Genomic DNA, 19,531 nt, shown 5'->3' with positions numbered 1-19,531 from the left:
GAGCGCCAGACTCCCGACGCCACCAAGACAGGTACCCTGATGAGCGTAGAGCAACAATTTCTCGATGAATTACTGGATGCGATCAAACACGATCGACTGACTTTGCCGACCCTGCCGGAAGTCGCTTTGCGCGTGCGCGAAGCGGTCGACGACCCGGATGTATCAGCCGGCAAACTGGCCAGCATGATTTCCCAGGACGCGGCACTGGCCGCCCGCATCATCAAGGTCGCCAACAGCCCGTTGCTGCGTGGCCGGGTGCCGGTCGACAACCTGCAATTCGCGATTACCCGCCTGGGTCTTACGTTCGTCCGTAACCTGGTGACCGGTTTGGCAATGCAGCAAATGTTCCAGGCCACCTCCGATGTCGTCGATCGCCGCTTGCGTGACTCCTGGCAGAATTCGACTGAGATCGCCTCTATATCCCAGGTGCTGGCCCAGCACTACACCAAGCTGAAACCGGATCAGGCGATGCTGGCTGGCCTCGTCCATGAAATTGGCATGTTGCCGATTCTGGCGATGGCCGAGGAAACCGGCGATTTGCTGAATCATCCAGACATCCTGAACCGCATCATCGACAAACTGCATCCAAAAATCGGCACCGCGATTCTGACCGCCTGGGATTTCCCACCGGAGCTGATTGCCGTGCCGGAAGGTTGCATCGACTATGGCCGCAGCCATCCGGGCCCGGCCGATTACGCCGATGTCGTTACCGTCGCTCGTTTGCAGAAATACGCTGGCACCGAGCACGCGCTCGGCCAGATGGATTGGAGCACGATTCAGGCCTTCGGCAAGTTGGGTTTGTCGGCCGATGTCGCCGTCCACGACATCGAAGAAATCAACATGGATATCGCCGAAGCGAAAACCTTGTTGGGTTAATGTTGTCGCGATGAAAAAAGGCTCCGAGCGGAGCCTTTTTTGTTCAGTGATGAGTTATTCCGATTTGTGTCGCATCAGCGGGAACAACAGCACATCGCGAATACTGGCCGAATCGGTCAGCAGCATGACGAAACGGTCGATACCGATGCCTTCGCCGGCTGTTGGTGGCAAGCCGTATTCCAGCGCGTTGACGTAGTCTTCATCGAAATACATCGCTTCTTCATCACCCGCTTCTTTCGCTTGCACCTGGGCGCGGAAACGGTCGGCCTGATCTTCCGGATCGTTCAACTCAGAGAAACCGTTGGCCAACTCACGGCCGCCGACAAACAGCTCAAAGCGGTCCGCGTATTCCGGATGCTCATCGTTACGGCGAGAAAGCGGTGACACTTCAATCGGGTAATCGCAAATGAACGTCGGTTGAATCAGACGATGCTCGACCGTTTCTTCAAAAATCGTGATCTGCGCCTTGCCAACACCGGCATGTTTATCGACATGAATTTTCAGACGCTCGGCGACTTTGCGAGCACCTTCGAGCGTCATCAATTCTTCTTTCGTGACGCCTTCATTGTATTTGACGATGGCATCAATGACGGACAGGCGATCAAACGGCTTGGCAAAATCGTAATCGACGCCCTGCGAATGGAACGCTGTGGTACCAAGCGTTTCATTGGCGACAAAACGGAACATCTGCTCGGTGAAATCCATCAGATCATGGTAGTCGGCATAAGCCCAGTAAAACTCCATCATCGTGAATTCCGGATTGTGCCGGGTCGAGACGCCTTCGTTGCGGAAGTTACGGTTGATTTCGAACACTTTCTCGAAACCACCGACGGTCAAACGCTTCAGATACAGCTCCGGCGCAATACGCAAGAAAAGCTGCATGTCGAGGGTATTGTGATGCGTGACGAACGGACGTGCAGCGGCGCCACCCGGAATCGGGTGCATCATCGGCGTTTCCACTTCCAGGAAATCTTCACCCTTCATGAAACGGCGAATGGCGTCGATGATTTTCGAGCGCAGGATAAACGTCCGACGAGATTCTTCGGTGACGATCAAATCGACATAGCGCTGACGATAACGTTGCTCGGTATCGGTCAAACCCGCCCACTTGTCCGGCAAAGGACGCAGGCCCTTGGTCAACAGACGCGCATTGGTGGCGTGCACCGACAATTCACCGACCTTGGTTTTGAACAAATGGCCTTCAATGCCGATGATATCGCCGATATCCCAGTGCTTGAATTCTTCGTAGCGACCTTCTGGCAAATCTTCACCACGCAGATAAATCTGGATGCGGCCGCTCATGTCCTGGATGTGACAGAAGCTGGCTTTGCCCATCAGACGGCGGGTCATGATGCGCCCGGCGACATTTACCTTGACTGCCGTACTTTCCAACTCTTCCTTACTTTTTTCGCCATGCTGTTCAAGCAGCTTCTGCGCCAGCGCGTCGCGGCGAAAATCATTCGGATAGGCATTGCCCTGTTTGCGCAATTCGGCCAGCTTTTCACGGCGAATGGCAATCTGGGAATTCTCATCAAGTTGGATGTCTTGTTCGCTCATCAGGTTCTCGGCTTATCCGGCGTTTACGCCATCATGTTGTTGTGGGTGTGCAAAAAAAGCAAATAACGGCTTGCTGTTACAAGCCGGCTTTCAAACTGGCTTCCAAAAATGGATCGAGGTCACCATCCAATACCCGTTGGGTGCTGGTTTCTTCGTACTCGGTGCGCAGATCCTTGATGCGGCTCTGGTCGAGAACATAGGAACGGATCTGGCTGCCCCAACCGATATCGGACTTGGTCGCTTCCAGCGCATCTTTCGCTTCATTGCGTTTTTGGATTTCTGCCTCGTATAGACGCGCACGCAACATCTTCATCGCTTTGTCACGGTTGGCGTGTTGCGAACGCTCGTTCTGGCAGGCAACAACGATACCGGTTGGCACGTGGGTAATCCGCACCGCCGAGTCGGTTTTGTTGACGTGCTGACCACCGGCGCCGCTGGAGCGATAGGTATCGGTTTTCAGATCGGCCGGGTTGATGGTGATTTCGATGTTGTCATCGATTTCCGGCGAAACGAACACGGCTGCAAACGAGGTGTGGCGGCGATTGCCGGAATCGAACGGCGATTTGCGCACCAAGCGGTGAACGCCGGTTTCCGTGCGCAGCCAACCATAGGCGTAAGGGCCTTCAAAACGTATCGTCGCGCTCTTGATGCCAGCGACTTCACCGGCCGACTCTTCCATCAGCTCGGTTTTGAAACCACGACTCTCGCCCCACTTCAGGTACATGCGCTCAAGCATCGAGGCCCAGTCCTGCGCTTCGGTACCACCGGAGCCAGCCTGAATATCAAGGAAGGCGTTGTTGATGTCCGCTTCGCCGGAGAACATCCGCTGGAATTCCAGCTGAGCCAGTTCCTGTTCAAGCTTTACAAGCTCCTGACCAACGCCATCAATGGTGTCGTCGTCACCTTCCTCAACGGCCATTTCCAACAGGCCAGCGGCATCGTCCAGCTGAGAATCCAGGCGCTGAATCAGGCTGCAAGTCGCTTCCAGCTGGCTGCGCTCACGGCCCAGTTCCTGGGCGCGCTCAGGATTGTTCCAGATATCGGGTTGTTCCAGCTCGGAATTGACTTCCTGCAGCCGCTCGACCTTGCGGTCGTAGTCAAAGATACCTCCGCATTGATTCCAGCCGATCGCGCTGGTCTTTCAATCGCTCTTTGACACCGGTTGCCTCAAACATGCTCGTCACGACTTCTCAAAAACCATAAGGGGCGAAATTCTACACAAAACAGCGGCTTATTCGCTATCGTCTGTGCAGTCTTGACGCATGGAACGGCAGTTGTGCAATGAATCAATCCAGCTCAACCGCTTCAATCCGCAGTTGCAGTTGCTGACGACCGTTGTAGCGGTTGATCGACAGCGCGTAAATGGCGTTGGCCTGCACGCCGCGCTCCAGGGCATCAAATTGACGAGCATCGAAACAAACCGCTTCGACGGGAACCTTGCCGTCCAACAGCGCCGAGAACCGGCAATAACGTTCTTTCTTGGCGGCAATCTCGGTGACGGTCAGTACGCCGACAAAACGAGGTTCCTCGAAACGCTGCCCCCATGGGCCCGCCTGCTCCAGTGCCAACGCAGTCGACACGGCGCACTCCTCGGCTTGCAGCGCGCCATCGTGCCAGATCACCCGGGTAAACAAATCCTGCTGTTGCAGTCGCTGCACTTCGCTTAAAAATGCCAGCTGAAACGACAGCAAAGCATCGGCCGGAATACTGACGCCAGCTGCCATTGCATGACCACCAAATTTCAGCAGCAAAGAAGGCTCGCGCGCGGCGATATTGGCCAACACATCACGCAGGTGCAGACCAGGAATTGAGCGGCCAGAACCTTTCAGCACGCCATCATCGCCGTGGGCAAAACAAAACGTTGGCCGGTGAAAACGATCCTTGATGCGACCAGCGAGAATGCCAATGACACCTTGATGCCAATCCGGTTCAAACAAGGCCAGCGCTTCCGGAGTGTCATCGAGTTTGCGCATCGCTTCATTCAATAATTTTTCAGCTGAATCAAGCATATCGGCCTCGATATGGCGACGCTCCTGATTCAGCGCATCGAGTTCGGCGGCCAGCGTCATCGCTTCACGATCACTGTCGCTGAGCAGGCAGAGAATGCCATGACTCATGTCATCAAGACGGCCGGCGGCGTTGATGCGCGGGCCAATCGCAAACGCCAAATCCGTCGCGGTCAAATACGCCCGATCGCGTTTGGCAACCATTAACAAGGCATTGATGCCGGCACAGGCATAACCGGCGCGAATGCGCTGCAAACCCTGCTGAATCAAAATCCGGTTATTGCGGTCCAACGGCACGACATCGGCAACGGTGCCGAGTGCAACCAAATCGAGAAACTGTGCCATGTTAACGGCGGCGGCCGCTTCGGAATAACGGCGCATCGCGATGCGTGTTGCGAGTAGCACATAAAACATGACGCCTACGCCGGCCAGATGTTTGCTGGCGAATGGGCAATGCGGTTGGTTCGGATTCACAATCAACGTTGCATCCGGCAGTCGTTCGCCGGGCAAATGGTGATCGGTGACCAGCACCTCGATACCATGCTGGCGGGCACGCGCGACACCGTCGATGGAGCTGATGCCATTATCAACGGTGATGATCAAATCGGCGCCGGCTTTGGCGACCTCATCGACAATCGCCGGTGTCAGACCATAGCCATCACGGAACCGATCCGGCACGCGAAACTGCAGATGCTCGGCGCCCAGGGCGCGCAAACCACGAATCGCCAGCGCCGTGCTGGTGGCACCATCGGCATCGAAATCACCAACGATGACGATGCGACGCTGCGTGCTGATCGCTTGCGCCAATAGCTCGCCCGCTTCGATCGCGTTCAGCAAGGTTTCCGGTGGCAGCAAACCTTTCAATACATAATCGATTTCATCCGGATGCTGCACGCCGCGCTGGGCATAAACACGCGCCAAGACCGGGTGCAAATCGCTGCGTTCAAGCGCGTTGTTGCGCTGACGCTGACGCCACTCAATACCGCTCATGATTCGTCCGCCTCAGTCGCAATGCTCAGCGCCGGCGCACCGCGCCAGAACTTCCACCGTTCACGACGACGCCAAACATAAGCGCGACCATTGTCGGCATGCAGATACAGCTCATCAAACATGTCGTTTGCATTATTCAATAGCGGCTCCAATACCGTTTTCAGCACATGTTGAAACTGCTGCTGCCACTGCTCCCGATTGCCATGGGCAAACGGCATTTTCAGCGCATCGATCCAAATCAGGGTGTTTTCACTGAGGTTTGTGCCATGCAGCCGCGATAATTCATAACGACTGACACCACGCATTTTTGCCAGCCCTTGTATCCAGTCGGCATTGCTGTACACCAACGACCAGGGAAACGCCGATGGCGTTACCGAAAGGGCATTACCTGAAACCCAGAGCGAGTGAATCTGTTCAGTTGGCGCGCGCGCCTGATTGACCGGATGACTGTGCAACCACATCTGCCACTCCGTCATATGGCGCTGCAATCGCGGTGCATCGGCACCCGTTGCCCAGGTGTCGCGTAAATCCCGGCCGATGGCTTTGGCCAGCGAAACCGTTTGCACGTCAGCGAGTTTGTCGGCAAACATCAACCAGCGATGTGGTGCCAACATCGTAAACTGCCAGTGCGATTCCTGTTCCATTTTCGCCAGTTCTTCACACAGTCTTTGCGCGCTTTCTTCGTCAAGAGACAATCCGGCATTGCCAAGCAGATAGATGGCATTGTGCTCCGTTTTGACCTGCACCGGCTCAACCAGAAACCATTGCCGATTGATCGGATAATCAGCCTGTGCCGCTGACCAGGCCGCCTCGGCCAGCACGGGCATTTTCAGTTGTTCTGCCAGCGTCGCTTCGCAACTCGCGCTCTTTTCTTCGCTGGCACCTCGCATCAATTTGCGCAAATCGGTCAGCACGGTTTGCGCAGGATGAGCGGAGTCTTGCGTGCGCTTTGGCGTCAGCAAACCAGGCAAGAAAAGATCGCAGCGAAGGGTCATGGAAGTCCGAATTCAGGGGAAAAGTTGCTGTTTGCGGTCGGCAAATGCGACACTGTAGCCAAGCATTTTACTGATTTTTACCCGCTATGTTACTTTCACAAGACAAAAGCGACGCGGCTTATATCATCACGGCTTATGAGCCTGGCCGTATCGAAGTCAATAAAGAGGCGTTTCATGCACCGTTGTTGCTGACGCCGGAATCTTTGGAACTGCAATCTTTGCCGACCGAATTTTCGGCGCTTGAACAGCAACATGTGCACGATTGGGTGCAGCGTGATGTCGATGTCATCGTCGTCGGCTATGGCGCCAAGGCACGCACGCCGCCGGTAGCATTGATGAAAGCAGCGATGGAGCAAGGCAAGGTATTGGAGTTCATGGATACCCGTGCGGCCTGCCACACCTTTGTCGTGCTCGCATCCGAAAATCGCAAGGTATTGGCCGTGCTGTACCCCTGATTTCCGCTGTCAGAAAATGAAAAAGGCACCTTTCGGTGCCTTTTGTCTTATATCGGTGATGGCATCAACCCATATGCTGTTTAATCTGCTCCAGCAGCCGTTCAGCCGGCATATAGCCCGGCAACAGCGTACCATCGGGCAGAATAATTGCCGGGGTACCACTCAAGCCAAAATCGCGCACCAGGTTAAAGTGATCGCCAATCGGATTCTTGCAGGTTTTGTTGGCGATGCTTTTCTGAGCCTTGGCCGCCGTCATCGCTTTCTTCGGATCATCAGCGCACCAGACATTGACCAATTTGTCGTAAGACGGTGAGCCCAGTCCGGCGCGCGGAAACGCCAGGTAATGCACGGTAATACCAAGCGCATTCAACTGATTCATTTCGCCATGCAACTTGCGGCAGTATCCGCAATCGATATCGGTGAAAACCGAGATCTCGTATTTCTGATTCGGCGCCTTGAACGACACCATGCTGTTTTCGTTGACCTTGTCGAGTGCCGCTTTACGCATCGGTGCACGCAGCGCGTCCAATTCCTGCTTGGTGTTCTGGGTCAGGTTGACTGGCTTTTCCTTGGCGATATCCAGCAGCGTGCCGCCGAAAATCAGGTGATTGCCATCGGCCGAGACATAAACAATCTCGTCGCCCATTGCCACTTCGTAAACATTGCGAATCGCGGACGGACGCACGATATCAACCTTGAAATCCGGAAAGCGGGTTTCAATCTGTTTCTTGATACGATTTTCCGGGCTTTCGACCAGATTATTGGCCATGACCGGCATGGCCATGAATGCCAATACGGCAAACAACACTTTCATTGATTTCTCCATAACAGGTGCGCAGTCCTTGGACACCGGTGAATAGCATAAGTTACACCGACTCAGCCACGCGGATGGTGCCGTTGATGCAATGATTTTAACCGTTCGCGCGCCACATGCGTGTAAATCTGTGTCGTGCTCAAGTCACTATGACCGAGCAACATCTGCAGGCTGCGCAAATCGGCACCATGATTCAACAAATGCGTGGCAAAGGCATGACGCAATGTATGCGGTGACAACGAGCTGGAAAGCCCAGCTTGTTGGCCATGGTACTTGATACGGTACCAGAACGCCTGCCGGGTCAATGGTTCTGCCCGCTGGGTCACAAACAGGGCTTCATGCTGACGGTCATTCAATAGCTCCGGCCGGGCATACTGCAGATAGCGCTCCAGCCATTGCACAGCCTCTTCACCCATCGGCACCAGGCGCTCCTTGTTGCCTTTGCCGATAACCCGTAACACGCCCTGACGCAGACTGACCTGCGCCAGCGGCAGTGTCACCAGCTCGGTCACCCGCAAACCGCTGGCGTACATCAGTTCCAGCATCGCCCTATCTCTCAAACCCAAAGCCGACTCGATATCCACCGCGGCCAGCAACTGTTCAACATCGGCCTCTGTCAGGGTTTTCGGTAATGAACGCGAAGCACGCGGGCTTTCGACCTGTGCCGTGGGATCTTGGGTGCACCAGGCCATCTCTCTGGCCATCCGGAAGAAACGCCGCAGCGACGACAGACAGCGGGCATTGCTGCGGTGGTGAAAACCTTGTTCCAGCCTTTGTTGCAAAAACCGATGCAGTGTTTCGGCCTCGCAGGCGAGCAAGTGGCTGCCCCGTTGCTGTAGATACTGGCTCAGTGCAGAGAGATCACGACGGTAGGCCTGGCGAGTGTGCTCGGAAACTCCTTCCTGTAACCACAGCTGTTGCAGAAAACGTTCGACCCACGGCGCATCCTTTTCACTTAGTGCATAAACGGCTGTGCTGCCTTGCGAAGCCGGCAACTTCGGTTTGCGCTTGCTACCCACTACAGCGCCCCTTCGTGCGCTAAAAGCCAGTTTTTGATCGCCAGCATCTCGCCATCGGTAGCGCCGGCAAAACCTCCAATGCCAGTGGCGGCGACCACCCGATGACAAGGCACCACAACCGGTGTTGGATTGCGCCGGCAGGCACTGCCAACGGCGCGTGCTGAGCTGTTCAATTGCTCGCTGAGCTCGCCATAGCGACGCAATTGCCCGGCCGGAATCGTCGTCAATGCCTGCCAGACTTTTTGTTGATAAATCGTGCCCTGAGCTCGTATCGGCAGATCGAAACGGAACGACGGATCGCGTTCGTACTGACGCAGTTGTTGTTTGACGCGTTCGGTCAAAACCGAAGGCTTGGCGGTCTGGCTTGGCTGCGCGACAAACTCAATGCCCAAAAGCGATTCGGCATCACAGAGAATTTTCAGCAGCGAATACGGTGCTTGGTGGTAATCGATAAATTCGGTCATGCAAACGCAAACGATAAATCGGCAAGGAAATCAGCGTAACGAACTGTAGGTCCCAAAACAACAACGGGCACCCGAAGGTGCCCGCTGCGTTTCCACAAGACGAAACTGTTACACGTCCAGCTTTTCTTTGATACGGGCTTTTTTGCCCGACAGTTGACGCAGATGGTACAGCTTGGCTTTACGCACGTCACCGCGGCGCTTCAGCTCGATGCTGCCGATCAGCGGCGAGTAAGTTTGGAATACGCGCTCGACGCCTTCACCGTAGGAAATTTTACGGACGGTGAATGCGCTGTTGATGCCGCGGTTGCGCTTGGCAATGACGACGCCTTCGAACGCCTGCAGACGCTCACGGTCACCTTCCTTTACCTTGACGTTGACGATAACGGTATCGCCGATCGAAAACGCCGGGATTTCCTTGTTCATTTGTTCAGCTTCGATTTGCTGAATGATCTTGTTACGCATGGCAATCTCCTTCGTTTAACCACCTGCCGGCGGCTAAAGAAACTTAAGTTTTGGCCTGTTCCAGAGGTCCGCACCAATCGATGCGTACGTGGGCACTCCTTCGCATTACTCGCAAGTCATTCGCCATCGCTGGCGCTTTTCTCACGCTGATACTCATCCAAAAGCTTTTTTTCCTCTTTGCTCAAGACCCGATCTTTCAGCAAGTCGGGTCTGCGCTCCGAGGTCCGCGCCAGTGCCTGCTTCAGGCGCCAGCGACGAATCTGTTCATGGTGCCCGGACATCAGTACATCCGGCACCGCCCTGCCCTCGAACACTTCCGGGCGGGTGTAATGTGGGCAGTCCAAGAGACCATCCACAAACGAATCCTGTTCAGCCGATTGCTCGTCATTGAGCACACCGGGCAACAATCGGGCAACGGCGTCAATCAACACCATCGCCGGCAATTCCCCACCGGAGAGCACATAATCCCCGATGGAAATCTCTTCATCGACGACCATCTCAATGGCCCGCTCATCAATGCCTTCATAACGTCCGGCGAGTAACACCAGTCGTTCCTCACTGACCAGCGCCTTGACGCGCTCCTGGGTCAGCGGACTGCCTTGCGGGGACAGGTAAATCACTTTCGCTGCGCCACCAGCGCGCTTTTTCGCCTCGGCGACGGCATCCAGCAGCGGCTGGGCCAGCATCACCATGCCTGGGCCACCACCAAACGGCCGGTCATCGACGGTGCGATGCTTGTCGTGGGTGAAATCGCGAGGGTTGATGCCCTCTACCGCTAATTTCCCCAGCTTTACCGCCCGGCTGCTGACGCCATACTTCGTTACCGCATCGAGCATTGGCGGAAACAAGGTGATGACGCCAAACCACATCACCAATCCGCCTGCCAATCGACAATGATTTTGCCGGCTTCCATGTCCACATCAATGATGTAGGCCTCGACAAACGGCATCATCCGTTCGGTTTCGCCATCGCTCACGACCATGACCTGATTGGCCGGTGTTTCGAACAAGTGGCTGACCGTGCCGAAGCACTCACCCTGCTCGTTCTCGACCGTCATGCCTTCCAGATCCTGCCAGTAGAACTCATCATCGGCGGCATCCGGGATTTGATCACGGCGCACTTCGATAGCGGCTCCGTTCAACAACTCGGCGGCATTGCGGTCATCAATACCTTCCAGTTGGGCGACGATACCTTTACCGTGCACCCGACCGGTTTTCACTTTCATTTCCCGCCATTCACCATGGGTGAATACCTGCCACGGGCTATAACGCAGGATGTTTTCGACCGGGTCGGTAAAGCTATACACCTTGACCCAGCCGCGGACGCCAAAGGCGCCGGAAATCTTGCCCACTGCCAGGCGTTGCTCAGCACTCATCTTGACAGCGGGCGCGATTTTTTCAGGCAAGACAGCTTAGGCTTGCGCCGCAGCGTTTTGCTTGACGATCGAGGCGATACGCTCAGATGGCTGGGCACCAACGCCAACCCAATACTGGTAACGCTCGTTGTTCAGTTCGAACTTGACGGCATTGCCTTGGGCAACTGGGTTGAAATAACCAAGACGCTCGATGTAGCGGCCATCACGGGCACGACGGCTATCAGCAACAACGATGTTATAGAAAGGGCGTTTTTTGGAGCCACCACGGGGCAAACGAATAACTACCATGAGCCTGGATCCTTAATCTGAACCATTGAAAGAAGACACAAGGGGGCTAGTCCAAGCGTCCGAGGGCCGCGAATTCTACGTGAAAGTGGCCGGAAAGCAAACAGAAAATGACGGCAAAACCAGCAATGGCGCGGGTTTAGCCGGCTTCAAACGTGGTTACTGGTACGTTGATCAGCGTAAACCGGCGTTGATTTTCGCCAAGGTCTCGCCGCCAGGGCAAAGATCGGCATCCTGCAATTGCGCCAGCGGCCGCTTACAGGTACCGATATGGCTATGCAAATCCTCCGGGTTCTCGCTGACATACAGCAAGCCGGTAACCAGCTCACCTCTGGCCTGATGCTTATGCAGGTAATTCATCGCGCCAATGCGGTCATGGACATCGTAATCGAGATGTACCTTGCGCAGGCGAAGCAGTGTACCGTCGGACTGGGTGACATCCTGCACGGCGCCAGCCTCATAGCGCACTTCTTCCGCTTCGGCAGCCGGAATGATATCGATGCGGTTGACCGCCTCATTATGCTCACGAGCGTAGTCGTAGCTCTTCGTCGAACCGGAGTGGTTGTTGAACGCGACACAGGGTGAGACCACATCGATAAACGCCGCTCCGGGATGTTGCAGCGCCGCCTCGATAATCGGCACCAATTGTTCCTTGTCACCGGAAAAACTTCTTGCGACAAACGTGGCACCAAGCTGCAGCGCCATCGTGATCAAATCGACCGGAGCGTCGGAATTGACGACACCGCGCTTGCTGGCCGAACCGCGATCAGCCGTCGCCGAGAACTGGCCCTTGGTCAAACCATAAACGCCGTTGTTCATGACCAGATACGTCATGTTGACGCCGCGCCGAATACTATGAACAAACTGGCCGATACCAATCGAAGCGGAATCACCGTCACCGGAAACGCCGAGATAAATCAGATCGCGATTGGCGAGATTGGCGCCGGTCAGCACCGATGGCATCCGGCCATGTACCGTATTAAAGCCATGCGAACCGCCGAGAAAATACGTCGGCGCTTTTGAGGAACAGCCAATGCCGGACAATTTCGCTACCCGATGCGGTTCGATATTGGCGTTGAAACAGGCCTGAATAATTGCCGCGGAAATCGCGTCATGACCACAGCCGGCACATAACGTTGAAACGGCGCCTTCGTAATCACGACGGGTAAAGCCAAGCTTGTTTTTCGGCAGGCTGGGGTGATGCAGTTTGGGTTTGGCGATGTAGGTCATAGCGCAGCCTGCTTGGGCATGGATTCACAGTGGCCGAGATTCAGCGCGGTGCAAATCGTTTGGGTAATAAAACGCGCCGTGATCGGTGTGCCATCAAAATGCAGTACCGGAATCAGTTTGGCCGGATTGATCTGGCCTTCGTTGATTAAAAGCGAACGCAATTGGCCATCGCGATTTTGTTCTACAACAAACACTTTTTCGTGCCGATGGATAAACTCCATGACCGAATCCGGGAAAGGAAAGGCGCGCAAGCGCATCGCATCGATCACCAAACCGCGACGCTGCAAATTATCCATCGCTTCCTGCATTGCAGGACTGGTTGAGCCAAAATAGATAACACCGACCGTAGCCGGCGTGTCATGCGTCGTTTCGATGGGTTGCGGCACCAGCGATTTCGCCGTTTCAAACTTGCGCTGCAGCCGCTGCATATTCTCGACGTAATCCTCACCCCGTTCTGAATAACGGGCATTGGCATCCTTGCTGGTACCACGGGTGAAAAAAGCACCCTTGCTCGGATGGGTACCGGGATAGGTGCGATAAGGAATGCCGTCGCCATCGACATCCTGATAACGGCCGAATTTTATGCCGGCATCCAGTTGCTCGCGTGTAACAATTTTGCCGCGTTGCATATGCCGGTTTTCGTCCCATTCAAACGGCGCACAAAGTCGGGTATTCATGCCGATATCGAGATCGCTCATGACAAACACCGGTGTTTGCAGTTGATCGGCCAAATCCAGAGCTTGCGCGGCAAAATCAAAGCACTCCTTAGGGTCTTCCGGGAACAGCAGAATGTGCTTGGTATCGCCGTTTGATGCGTACGCACAGGAAAACAGATCGGCCTGCTGAGTCCGTGTCGGCATACCGGTCGAGGGGCCACCACGCTGGACGTTGATAATCGTCGCCGGTATTTCCGCAAAATACGCCAGCCCCAAAAACTCGGTCATCAGAGATACACCGGGACCGGAAGTCGCGGTAAATGCTCTGGCACCGTTCCAGCCGGCACCAACAACAATCCCTATCGAGGCAATCTCGTCTTCACCCTGGACAATCGCGAAGCGCTTTTCGCCGGAGGCTTTGTCGATACGGAACTTGTTGCAATAACTTTGAAAGGCATCGACGACCGATGTCGAAGGCGTAATCGGATACCAGGCACAAACCGTGGCACCGCCGTAAACACAGCCCAATGCCGTCGCGCTATTGCCTTCGATAAAAATCCGGTCACCAACGGCGTCAGCACGGCGAATCTTCAATCCGATCGAGGCACAGTTGAGATGGGTTCTGGCGTAATCGCGGCCACTGTGCAGCGCCTCGATGTTCGGTTCCAGTAACTTCTCTTTGCCCTTGTACATCTCACCGATCAGCTTTTCGACTTCGCCAATATCAATATCGAAAATCGCCGCCAAGGCACCAACATACATGATGTTCTTGAATAGCTGGCGCTGACGGGCGTCGTCATAACGCTCATTACAGATGCGAGTCAGCGGCATACCAATCAGGTTGATGTCATCACGCAACTGATCGGCATGAATGACGCGGGTGTTGTCATAGAAAAGATAACCGCCCGGCTCAATCTCGCGAAGGTCTTCATCCCAAGTTTGCGGATTCATCGCGACCATAAAATCGCAGCCACCGCGCCGCCCCAGGTAACCGGCTTCCGATACCCGCACTTCATACCAGGTCGGCAAACCTTGAATGTTCGACGGAAAAATATTGCGCGGACTGACTGGTACGCCCATGCGCAAGATGCTGCGGGCAAACAGCTCGTTGGCCGAGGCTGAACCGGAACCATTGACGTTGGCAAATTTCACGACAAAATCGTTGATGGACTGCAGAGCTTTAGTCATGGCTGGCACTCATCCTGGTCGCGATTGGCGTCACGCTTTCCTTGAGCGGCCGGATGCCGCAACCATTGCCTGCCTGGGCGGTATGCAGCAGAAATTTCTGCATATCCCAAGCGCCCGTAGGGCAGCGCTCGGCACAAAGCCCGCAGTGCAAGCAAACGTCCTCGTCCTTAACCATCACTCTGGAACTCTTCAGCGTGTCAGAAACATACAAATCTTGCTCGCTATTCAGTGCTGGCGCCTTTAGCTTTTTTCGCAGCTCATTCTCGTCAGCATTACCGGTAAACGTGATGCAATCCATCGGACAAATATCGACGCAGGCATCGCACTCAATGCATTTATTGTCGGTAAAAACGGTTTGCACATCGCAATTCAAACACCGCTGCGCTTCCTTGAACGCCAGCATCTCGTCAAAGCCTAGCTCAACTTCCTTGCGCAATTCTTTCAGCGCAATTTCCAGATTTTCCAGCGGCACTTTATAGCGTTGGTCAAGCGATATGTTGTTGTCATAGCTCCATTCGTGGATGCCCATTTTCTGACTAATCAACGACACCTCCGGTGCCGGTCTGACCGCTGTTTCCTTACCGTGACAATACAAATCAATCGACACCGCCGCTTCATGGCCATGGGCCACAGCCCAAATGATATTTTTCGGACCGAACGCCGCGTCGCCACCAAAAAACACTTTCTCATTGGTCGATTGCATTGTGGTTTTGTCGACAACCGGCATGCCCCATTTATCGAACATCAGGCCGATATCGCGCTCAATCCACGGGAGCGCGTTTTCCTGACCAATGGCGACCAGCACTTCATCGCATGCAAAGGTTTCAATCTCGCCGGTTGGTTTCAAATGGCGTTTGCCTTTTTCATCATATTCAGCAATGACTTTGTCGAAACTCATGCTGACCAGCACACCATTCTCAACATTGAAACTTTTCGGGTTCAGGTAATTGAGAATTTGCACGCCTTCGTGCAAGGCATCTTCTTTTTCCCATGGACTGGCTTTCATTTCTTCAAAGCCACTGCGCACGATGACCTTGACGTCTTCCGCACCGAAACGCAGCGCGGTACGACAGCAATCCATCGCGGTGTTGCCGCCGCCCAGTACGATCACTCGTTTGCCGACTTGCTTGACATGACCGAAGGCGACTGACGCCAACCAATCAATTCCGATTCGCACTTGTTTATAGGCGAGCGCCCTGCCCGGCACATCCAAATCCTTGCCACGCGGCGCGCCGGAGCCGACAAATACCGCATCAAAATTCTGTGCCAGCAAATCTTTCAGACTTTCGATGCGTTCACCGGCGCGAAAATCGACACCCAGTCGCATGATGTAGTCAATTTCTTCATCGATGACCGTTTCAGGCAAGCGAAATTTCGGAATTTGCGTACGGATAAAACCACCGGCTTTTTTCTCGCCATCGAACACGGTGACCTGGTAACCGAGCACGGCCAGATCGCGCGCCACCGTTAATGAAGCCGGCCCAGCGCCAATGCACGCGACACGCTTGCCATTTGACGATGCCGGCGTGGGCAACAACGCATCGATATCGTCCTTGTAATCTGCGGCGACACGTTTCAAACGGCAAATCGCCACCGGCTCCTTGCTTTCGCCATCTTCGACTCGGCCGCGACGACATGCCGGCTCACAGGGACGATCACAGGTTCGCCCCAACACACCGGGAAAGACATTCGAGCGCCAATTGATCATATAGGCGTCGGTATATCTACCAGCGGCAATCAGACGGATGTATTCGGGAACGGGAGTATGGGCAGGACACGCCCACTGACAATCGACCACTTTATGAAAGTAGTCTGGATGGCCAATATCGGTTGGCTTCACGCAGTTCCTCCTTCGGCTCACGCCGAGACGGGCGTGCGGAACATGGGTTCAAATGCTTTTAAAGCTCTGACGGATTTCTGTCAATAGTGTTCCCTTTCGCAGGGATTGGACTGTGCAGGCGATGTTGCAGTGCGTTTAAAACGCAAAGACGAGACTCAAGTAGTGAGGTTAAACAAGAATGGAGGAATTGAAACGAGGATTACACAACAGATGGAATGTGGGAGTTTTGATCCCCCTCCTGCGAAGGAGGGGTTAGCGGTGGTCAATCAGACGCGAATTCGAATTGAATTTTTAAAATGCGTAGCCTTGGAAGTTTACCCCCCGCCCTAGCCCCCCCTTGCCAGAACTGTCTCTTCTACACATTTTTTGTTGGAAGAACAGAACTTTAGAGAAAATAGACGATCCGATCTCCATCACTTAGGCGATGGAGATCGACAATGCCGAATGAAATGGATGCAGCACAGTGGGCCGAACAGCAATTCGGTCATTGTCAGCTGGGTGACAAACGGCGCAGCCGGCGCTTGGTGCAAGTGGCGACGGCGCTGGCCCAGAACGGTGGTGGCAACTTGTGCGCAGCGACACGCGGATTTGAAGCCGCCAAGGAAGCTGCGTATCGTCTGATCCGCAATCCCTCCGTCAATGCAGAAGCGATCATGGAAGCCGGATTTGAAGTAACCGCGCAGCGGGTAGCCAGTTGCCAATGCCTGTTGGCCATCGATGACACCACGAGTCTGTCCTACACCCATAGCGTTCGTGAATCGCTTGGTGATATCGGCCCGCGTCCCGATGTCAGCACGCGCGGCTATCTGGTGCATAGCACCTTGTTGGTCGATGCCGAGCGTGGCACGACTGAAGGCTTGATCGCGCAAACCTTTTGGTGCCGGGATGAAGCCGAACGCGGCCAAAGACATCAGCGCAAGCAGCGCTGTTATGCCGAAAAAGAAAGCTACAAATGGCAACACCATGCCGAGCTGATGCGGCAACGGTTGGCGGATAAAATGGTCGATGTTATTGCCGTCAGCGATCGGGAAAGTGACATCTATGAATACTTGCTCGACAAGGTGCAACACGGCGAGCGCTTCATCGTACGCGCCGCCCAGGACCGGCGACTATCGGAGTCGGATGAACGCCTGTCCGAAGCGTTAAGCGACGCCCCCAAATATGGCGAAAGTCGAGTCGAGGTGTCGCAACGCGGTGGCCGACCGGCGTGTCAAGCGACGCTGAGTTTACGCGCCGTTCAAGTCGAATTGGCGCCACCGAAAACCGATACCGACCACCGTGAATCATTGCGTGTCAACGTCGTCTGGGCCTGCGAGGAAAGCGCATCAAAAGATGCTTTGAACTGGGTACTGCTGACCAGTGAGTCGATAGCGGATGAACAAAAGATACAGGAGATCTTGCACCATTATCGTCGACGCTGGCGCATCGAGGACTTCCATAAAGCCTGGAAAAGCGGTTGTGGCGTTGAGCAGCAACGCCAGCAAAGCGCCGACAACCTGCAACGCATGGCGGTCATCTTGGGCTTCGTTGCCGTCCGGCTGTTGCAATTGCGTGAGGTGTTGGACAACACGACCATTGCTGAGTTGCCCTGCACCCAGGTATTGAGCGAAGTCGAATGGAAAGTGTTATGGGCAACCAGCCATCCGGCCAAACCATTGCCGAGACAAACACCCACACTGCATTGGGCTTACCAGTACATCGCTAAACTCGGCGGTTTTTATGACAGCAAACGCACCGGTCGCGCCAGTTGGGCGACGATACACCTTGGCCTGACTCGACTCGATGAGCGTGTTCAGGGATTTAACTTACTCCGCTCGCTCGATATCGCAGCTGTCTCTGGACCGAAGATGTGATCAAGAGACAGCTTGCCAGAAGGGGGAACATGTCAACGACGAGGCGGCATCATACCCGGCGGCAGCTTGCCGCCCATGCCACGCATCATCTTCATCAAGCCACCTTTCGATGACATTTTTTTCATCATCGTGTTCATCTGATCGTATTGCTTCAGCAAACGGTTGACGTCCTGCACCTGGGTGCCGGAGCCCATCGCGATACGGCGCTTGCGCGAGCCCTTGATCAGGTCTGGCTTGGCACGTTCCTGCGGTGTCATCGAATTGATAATGGCTTCCAGGCGGAACAATTCGCGGTCGTTAACCTGGGCTTTCGCTGCTGCCGGGATTTGGCCCATGCCGGGCAGTTTGTCGAGCATTGAGCTGATGCCGCCCATCGCTTTCATTTGCCGCAATTGCTCGCGGAAATCATCCAAATCAAAGCCTTTGCCTTTCTGCAATTTTTTCGCGAACGCTTCGGCTTTGGTTTTATCGACATCGCGCTCGACCTGTTCAATCAGGCTCAGCACATCACCCATGCCGAGAATGCGGCTGGCAATACGGTCCGGGAAGAATGGCTCCAGACCGTCAAGCTTTTCCGATACTCCAATAAATTTGATCGGCTTGCCGGTAATATGGCGAATCGACAGCGCCGCACCACCGCGGGCATCACCATCCGCCTTGGTCAGCACCACGCCGGTCAATGGCAGCGCTTCGTGGAAGGCTTTGGCGGTGTTCGCGGCATCCTGGCCGGTCATGCTGTCGACAACGAACAGCGTTTCAATTGGATTGACCGCCGCGTGAATGCGCTTGGCTTCATCCATCATTTCGGAGTCGACGTGCAGACGGCCGGCGGTATCGACAATCACGACATCATGGGCGCGATTCTTCGCTTCTTTGACGGCGGCTTTGGCGATTTCCACCGGGTCCTGACCGACCGAACTCGGGAAGAACGTAACGCCAACCTGTTGCGCCACCGTTTCCAACTGCTTGATCGCGGCCGGTCGGTAAACGTCGGCAGAAACCACGAGAACTGACTTTTTCTGCCTATCTTTCAATAACTTGGCGAGTTTGCCGGTGCTCGTGGTTTTACCCGCACCTTGTAAGCCGGCCATCATGATCACGGCTGGTGGCTGCTGGGCAAGGTTCAGGGCGTCGTTATGGTCGCCCATTGCATGCACCAGCTCGTCACGGACGATTTTGATGAACGCCTGACCCGGCGTCAGGCTGGTCATCACCTCAGTGCCAACCGCACGCTCTTTCACCTTATTGATGAATTCCTTGACCACCGGCAACGCGACATCAGCCTCAAGCAAGGCCATGCGCACTTCGCGCAGTGTATCTTTGACGTTGTCTTCAGTGATGCGGCCCTGGCCGGACAGCTTCTTCAGCGCGGCGTTCAGGCGGTCGGATAAATTGCCAAACATCGATTTCTCGCAGAAATGGTGTGGGGGTAAAACTCGATTGGGGCGCGATTATAGCGACAATCC

The 19,531-nt window shown here is 54.8% G+C and carries 18 protein-coding genes; 3 read left to right on the top strand and 15 right to left on the bottom strand.

The window, feature by feature from the left end; translation table 11 throughout:
* Positions 1–36 precede the first annotated feature (36 nt).
* Complete coding sequence (locus E2H98_RS17035) at positions 37–876, top strand: HDOD domain-containing protein (protein ID WP_408634852.1); 840 nt, start codon at positions 37–39, stop codon at positions 874–876.
* 54 nt (positions 877–930) lie between these two features.
* On the opposite strand, the gene lysS is transcribed toward E2H98_RS17035, so the two are convergent.
* From lysS to E2H98_RS17015, 4 genes are all read right to left on the bottom strand, one after another.
* Positions 931–2,433 (bottom strand): lysine--tRNA ligase, encoded by a 1,503-nt coding sequence (lysS, locus tag E2H98_RS17030; protein ID WP_133586905.1) that lies wholly within the window; start codon positions 2,431–2,433, stop codon positions 931–933.
* A 76-nt stretch (positions 2,434–2,509) separates the two neighbouring features.
* A protein-coding gene (gene prfB, locus E2H98_RS17025) for a peptide chain release factor 2 (RefSeq protein ID WP_408634851.1) occupies positions 2,510–3,548 on the bottom strand; the annotation gives its coding sequence in 2 pieces (ribosomal slippage) (positions 2,510–3,532 and positions 3,534–3,548; 1,038 coding nt in all).
* Positions 3,549–3,719: 171 nt separating this feature from the next.
* Complete coding sequence (recJ, locus tag E2H98_RS17020; protein WP_133586904.1) at positions 3,720–5,429, bottom strand: single-stranded-DNA-specific exonuclease RecJ; 1,710 nt, start codon at positions 5,427–5,429, stop codon at positions 3,720–3,722.
* The gene (locus tag E2H98_RS17015) at positions 5,426–6,424 is read right to left on the bottom strand and encodes a hypothetical protein (protein WP_133586903.1); all 999 of its coding nucleotides are present in this window, start codon (positions 6,422–6,424) and stop codon (positions 5,426–5,428) included. Before E2H98_RS17015 ends, recJ begins: the two co-directional genes overlap by 4 nt.
* An 86-nt stretch (positions 6,425–6,510) precedes the next feature.
* Here E2H98_RS17015 and E2H98_RS17010 point away from each other — a divergent pair, with 86 nt between their 5' ends.
* The gene (locus E2H98_RS17010; RefSeq protein WP_133586902.1) at positions 6,511–6,879 is read left to right on the top strand and encodes an Mth938-like domain-containing protein; all 369 of its coding nucleotides are present in this window, start codon (positions 6,511–6,513) and stop codon (positions 6,877–6,879) included.
* A gap of 64 nt (positions 6,880–6,943) precedes the next feature.
* Here the strand turns inward: E2H98_RS17010 and E2H98_RS17005 are convergent, their stop codons facing one another.
* The 10 genes from E2H98_RS17005 to E2H98_RS16960 all read right to left on the bottom strand — a co-directional run bounded on the left by E2H98_RS17005 (position 6,944) and on the right by E2H98_RS16960 (position 16,212).
* Complete coding sequence (locus E2H98_RS17005) at positions 6,944–7,693, bottom strand: thioredoxin fold domain-containing protein (RefSeq protein WP_162848128.1); 750 nt, start codon at positions 7,691–7,693, stop codon at positions 6,944–6,946.
* Between the two features lie 62 nt (positions 7,694–7,755).
* Positions 7,756–8,688 (bottom strand): site-specific tyrosine recombinase XerD, encoded by a 933-nt coding sequence (xerD, locus tag E2H98_RS17000; protein ID WP_232475509.1) that lies wholly within the window; start codon positions 8,686–8,688, stop codon positions 7,756–7,758.
* 23 nt (positions 8,689–8,711) lie between these two features.
* A complete protein-coding gene (locus E2H98_RS16995; protein WP_133586899.1) occupies positions 8,712–9,176 on the bottom strand; it encodes a methylated-DNA--[protein]-cysteine S-methyltransferase in 465 nt (154 codons plus the stop codon).
* Positions 9,177–9,284: 108 nt separating this feature from the next.
* Positions 9,285–9,638, bottom strand: coding sequence for a 50S ribosomal protein L19 (rplS, locus tag E2H98_RS16990; protein WP_133586898.1), 354 nt, complete (start codon positions 9,636–9,638; stop codon positions 9,285–9,287).
* A gap of 116 nt (positions 9,639–9,754) precedes the next feature.
* Entirely contained in the window at positions 9,755–10,507 is a 753-nt protein-coding gene (trmD, locus tag E2H98_RS16985; RefSeq protein WP_133586897.1) for a tRNA (guanosine(37)-N1)-methyltransferase TrmD, read from the bottom strand.
* On the bottom strand, positions 10,507–11,013 hold the full coding sequence (gene rimM / locus E2H98_RS16980; protein WP_133586896.1) for a ribosome maturation factor RimM: 507 nt from the start codon (positions 11,011–11,013) through the stop codon (positions 10,507–10,509). The genes trmD and rimM overlap by 1 nt, the downstream gene beginning before the upstream one ends.
* A gap of 36 nt (positions 11,014–11,049) precedes the next feature.
* Positions 11,050–11,301, bottom strand: coding sequence for a 30S ribosomal protein S16 (gene rpsP, locus E2H98_RS16975; protein WP_157591438.1), 252 nt, complete (start codon positions 11,299–11,301; stop codon positions 11,050–11,052).
* Between the two features lie 171 nt (positions 11,302–11,472).
* The gene (locus E2H98_RS16970) at positions 11,473–12,528 is read right to left on the bottom strand and encodes a 2-oxoacid:ferredoxin oxidoreductase subunit beta (protein WP_133586894.1); all 1,056 of its coding nucleotides are present in this window, start codon (positions 12,526–12,528) and stop codon (positions 11,473–11,475) included.
* Complete coding sequence (locus E2H98_RS16965) at positions 12,525–14,372, bottom strand: 2-oxoacid:acceptor oxidoreductase subunit alpha (RefSeq protein ID WP_133586893.1); 1,848 nt, start codon at positions 14,370–14,372, stop codon at positions 12,525–12,527. Before E2H98_RS16965 ends, E2H98_RS16970 begins: the two co-directional genes overlap by 4 nt.
* Positions 14,365–16,212, bottom strand: coding sequence for an FAD-dependent oxidoreductase (locus E2H98_RS16960; protein WP_133586892.1), 1,848 nt, complete (start codon positions 16,210–16,212; stop codon positions 14,365–14,367). Before E2H98_RS16960 ends, E2H98_RS16965 begins: the two co-directional genes overlap by 8 nt.
* Before the next feature lie 437 nt (positions 16,213–16,649).
* Here E2H98_RS16960 and E2H98_RS16955 point away from each other — a divergent pair, with 437 nt between their 5' ends.
* Positions 16,650–18,065, top strand: a complete 1,416-nt coding sequence (locus tag E2H98_RS16955; protein ID WP_157591437.1) for an IS4 family transposase — start codon at positions 16,650–16,652, stop codon at positions 18,063–18,065.
* Positions 18,066–18,097: 32 nt separating this feature from the next.
* Here E2H98_RS16955 and ffh read toward each other — a convergent pair whose 3' ends face one another.
* Positions 18,098–19,468 (bottom strand): signal recognition particle protein, encoded by a 1,371-nt coding sequence (gene ffh / locus E2H98_RS16950; RefSeq protein ID WP_133593750.1) that lies wholly within the window; start codon positions 19,466–19,468, stop codon positions 18,098–18,100.
* Positions 19,469–19,531 lie beyond the last annotated feature (63 nt).

Source organism: Permianibacter aggregans (assembly GCF_009756665.1).
GTDB lineage: Bacteria > Pseudomonadota > Gammaproteobacteria > Enterobacterales > Permianibacteraceae > Permianibacter > Permianibacter aggregans.
This window is presented reverse-complemented; position numbering and strand designations above follow the sequence as displayed.

Excerpts from the sequence above, each read along its gene's own strand:
- lysS (WP_133586905.1), bottom strand. The coding sequence starts at position 2,433 with ATGAGCGAACAAGACATCCAACTTGATGAGAATTCCCAGATTGCCATT.
- recJ (WP_133586904.1), bottom strand. The coding sequence starts at position 5,429 with ATGAGCGGTATTGAGTGGCGTCAGCGTCAGCGCAACAACGCGCTTGAA.
- E2H98_RS17015 (WP_133586903.1), bottom strand. The coding sequence starts at position 6,424 with ATGACCCTTCGCTGCGATCTTTTCTTGCCTGGTTTGCTGACGCCAAAG.
- E2H98_RS17010 (WP_133586902.1), top strand. The coding sequence starts at position 6,511 with ATGTTACTTTCACAAGACAAAAGCGACGCGGCTTATATCATCACGGCT.
- E2H98_RS17005 (WP_162848128.1), bottom strand. The coding sequence starts at position 7,693 with ATGAAAGTGTTGTTTGCCGTATTGGCATTCATGGCCATGCCGGTCATG.
- E2H98_RS16995 (WP_133586899.1), bottom strand. The coding sequence starts at position 9,176 with ATGACCGAATTTATCGATTACCACCAAGCACCGTATTCGCTGCTGAAA.
- rplS (WP_133586898.1), bottom strand. The coding sequence starts at position 9,638 with ATGCGTAACAAGATCATTCAGCAAATCGAAGCTGAACAAATGAACAAG.
- trmD (WP_133586897.1), bottom strand. The coding sequence starts at position 10,507 with ATGTGGTTTGGCGTCATCACCTTGTTTCCGCCAATGCTCGATGCGGTA.
- rimM (WP_133586896.1), bottom strand. The coding sequence starts at position 11,013 with ATGAGTGCTGAGCAACGCCTGGCAGTGGGCAAGATTTCCGGCGCCTTT.
- rpsP (WP_157591438.1), bottom strand. The coding sequence starts at position 11,301 with ATGGTAGTTATTCGTTTGCCCCGTGGTGGCTCCAAAAAACGCCCTTTC.
- E2H98_RS16970 (WP_133586894.1), bottom strand. The coding sequence starts at position 12,528 with ATGACCTACATCGCCAAACCCAAACTGCATCACCCCAGCCTGCCGAAA.
- E2H98_RS16965 (WP_133586893.1), bottom strand. The coding sequence starts at position 14,372 with ATGACTAAAGCTCTGCAGTCCATCAACGATTTTGTCGTGAAATTTGCC.
- E2H98_RS16955 (WP_157591437.1), top strand. The coding sequence starts at position 16,650 with ATGCCGAATGAAATGGATGCAGCACAGTGGGCCGAACAGCAATTCGGT.
- ffh (WP_133593750.1), bottom strand. The coding sequence starts at position 19,468 with ATGTTTGGCAATTTATCCGACCGCCTGAACGCCGCGCTGAAGAAGCTG.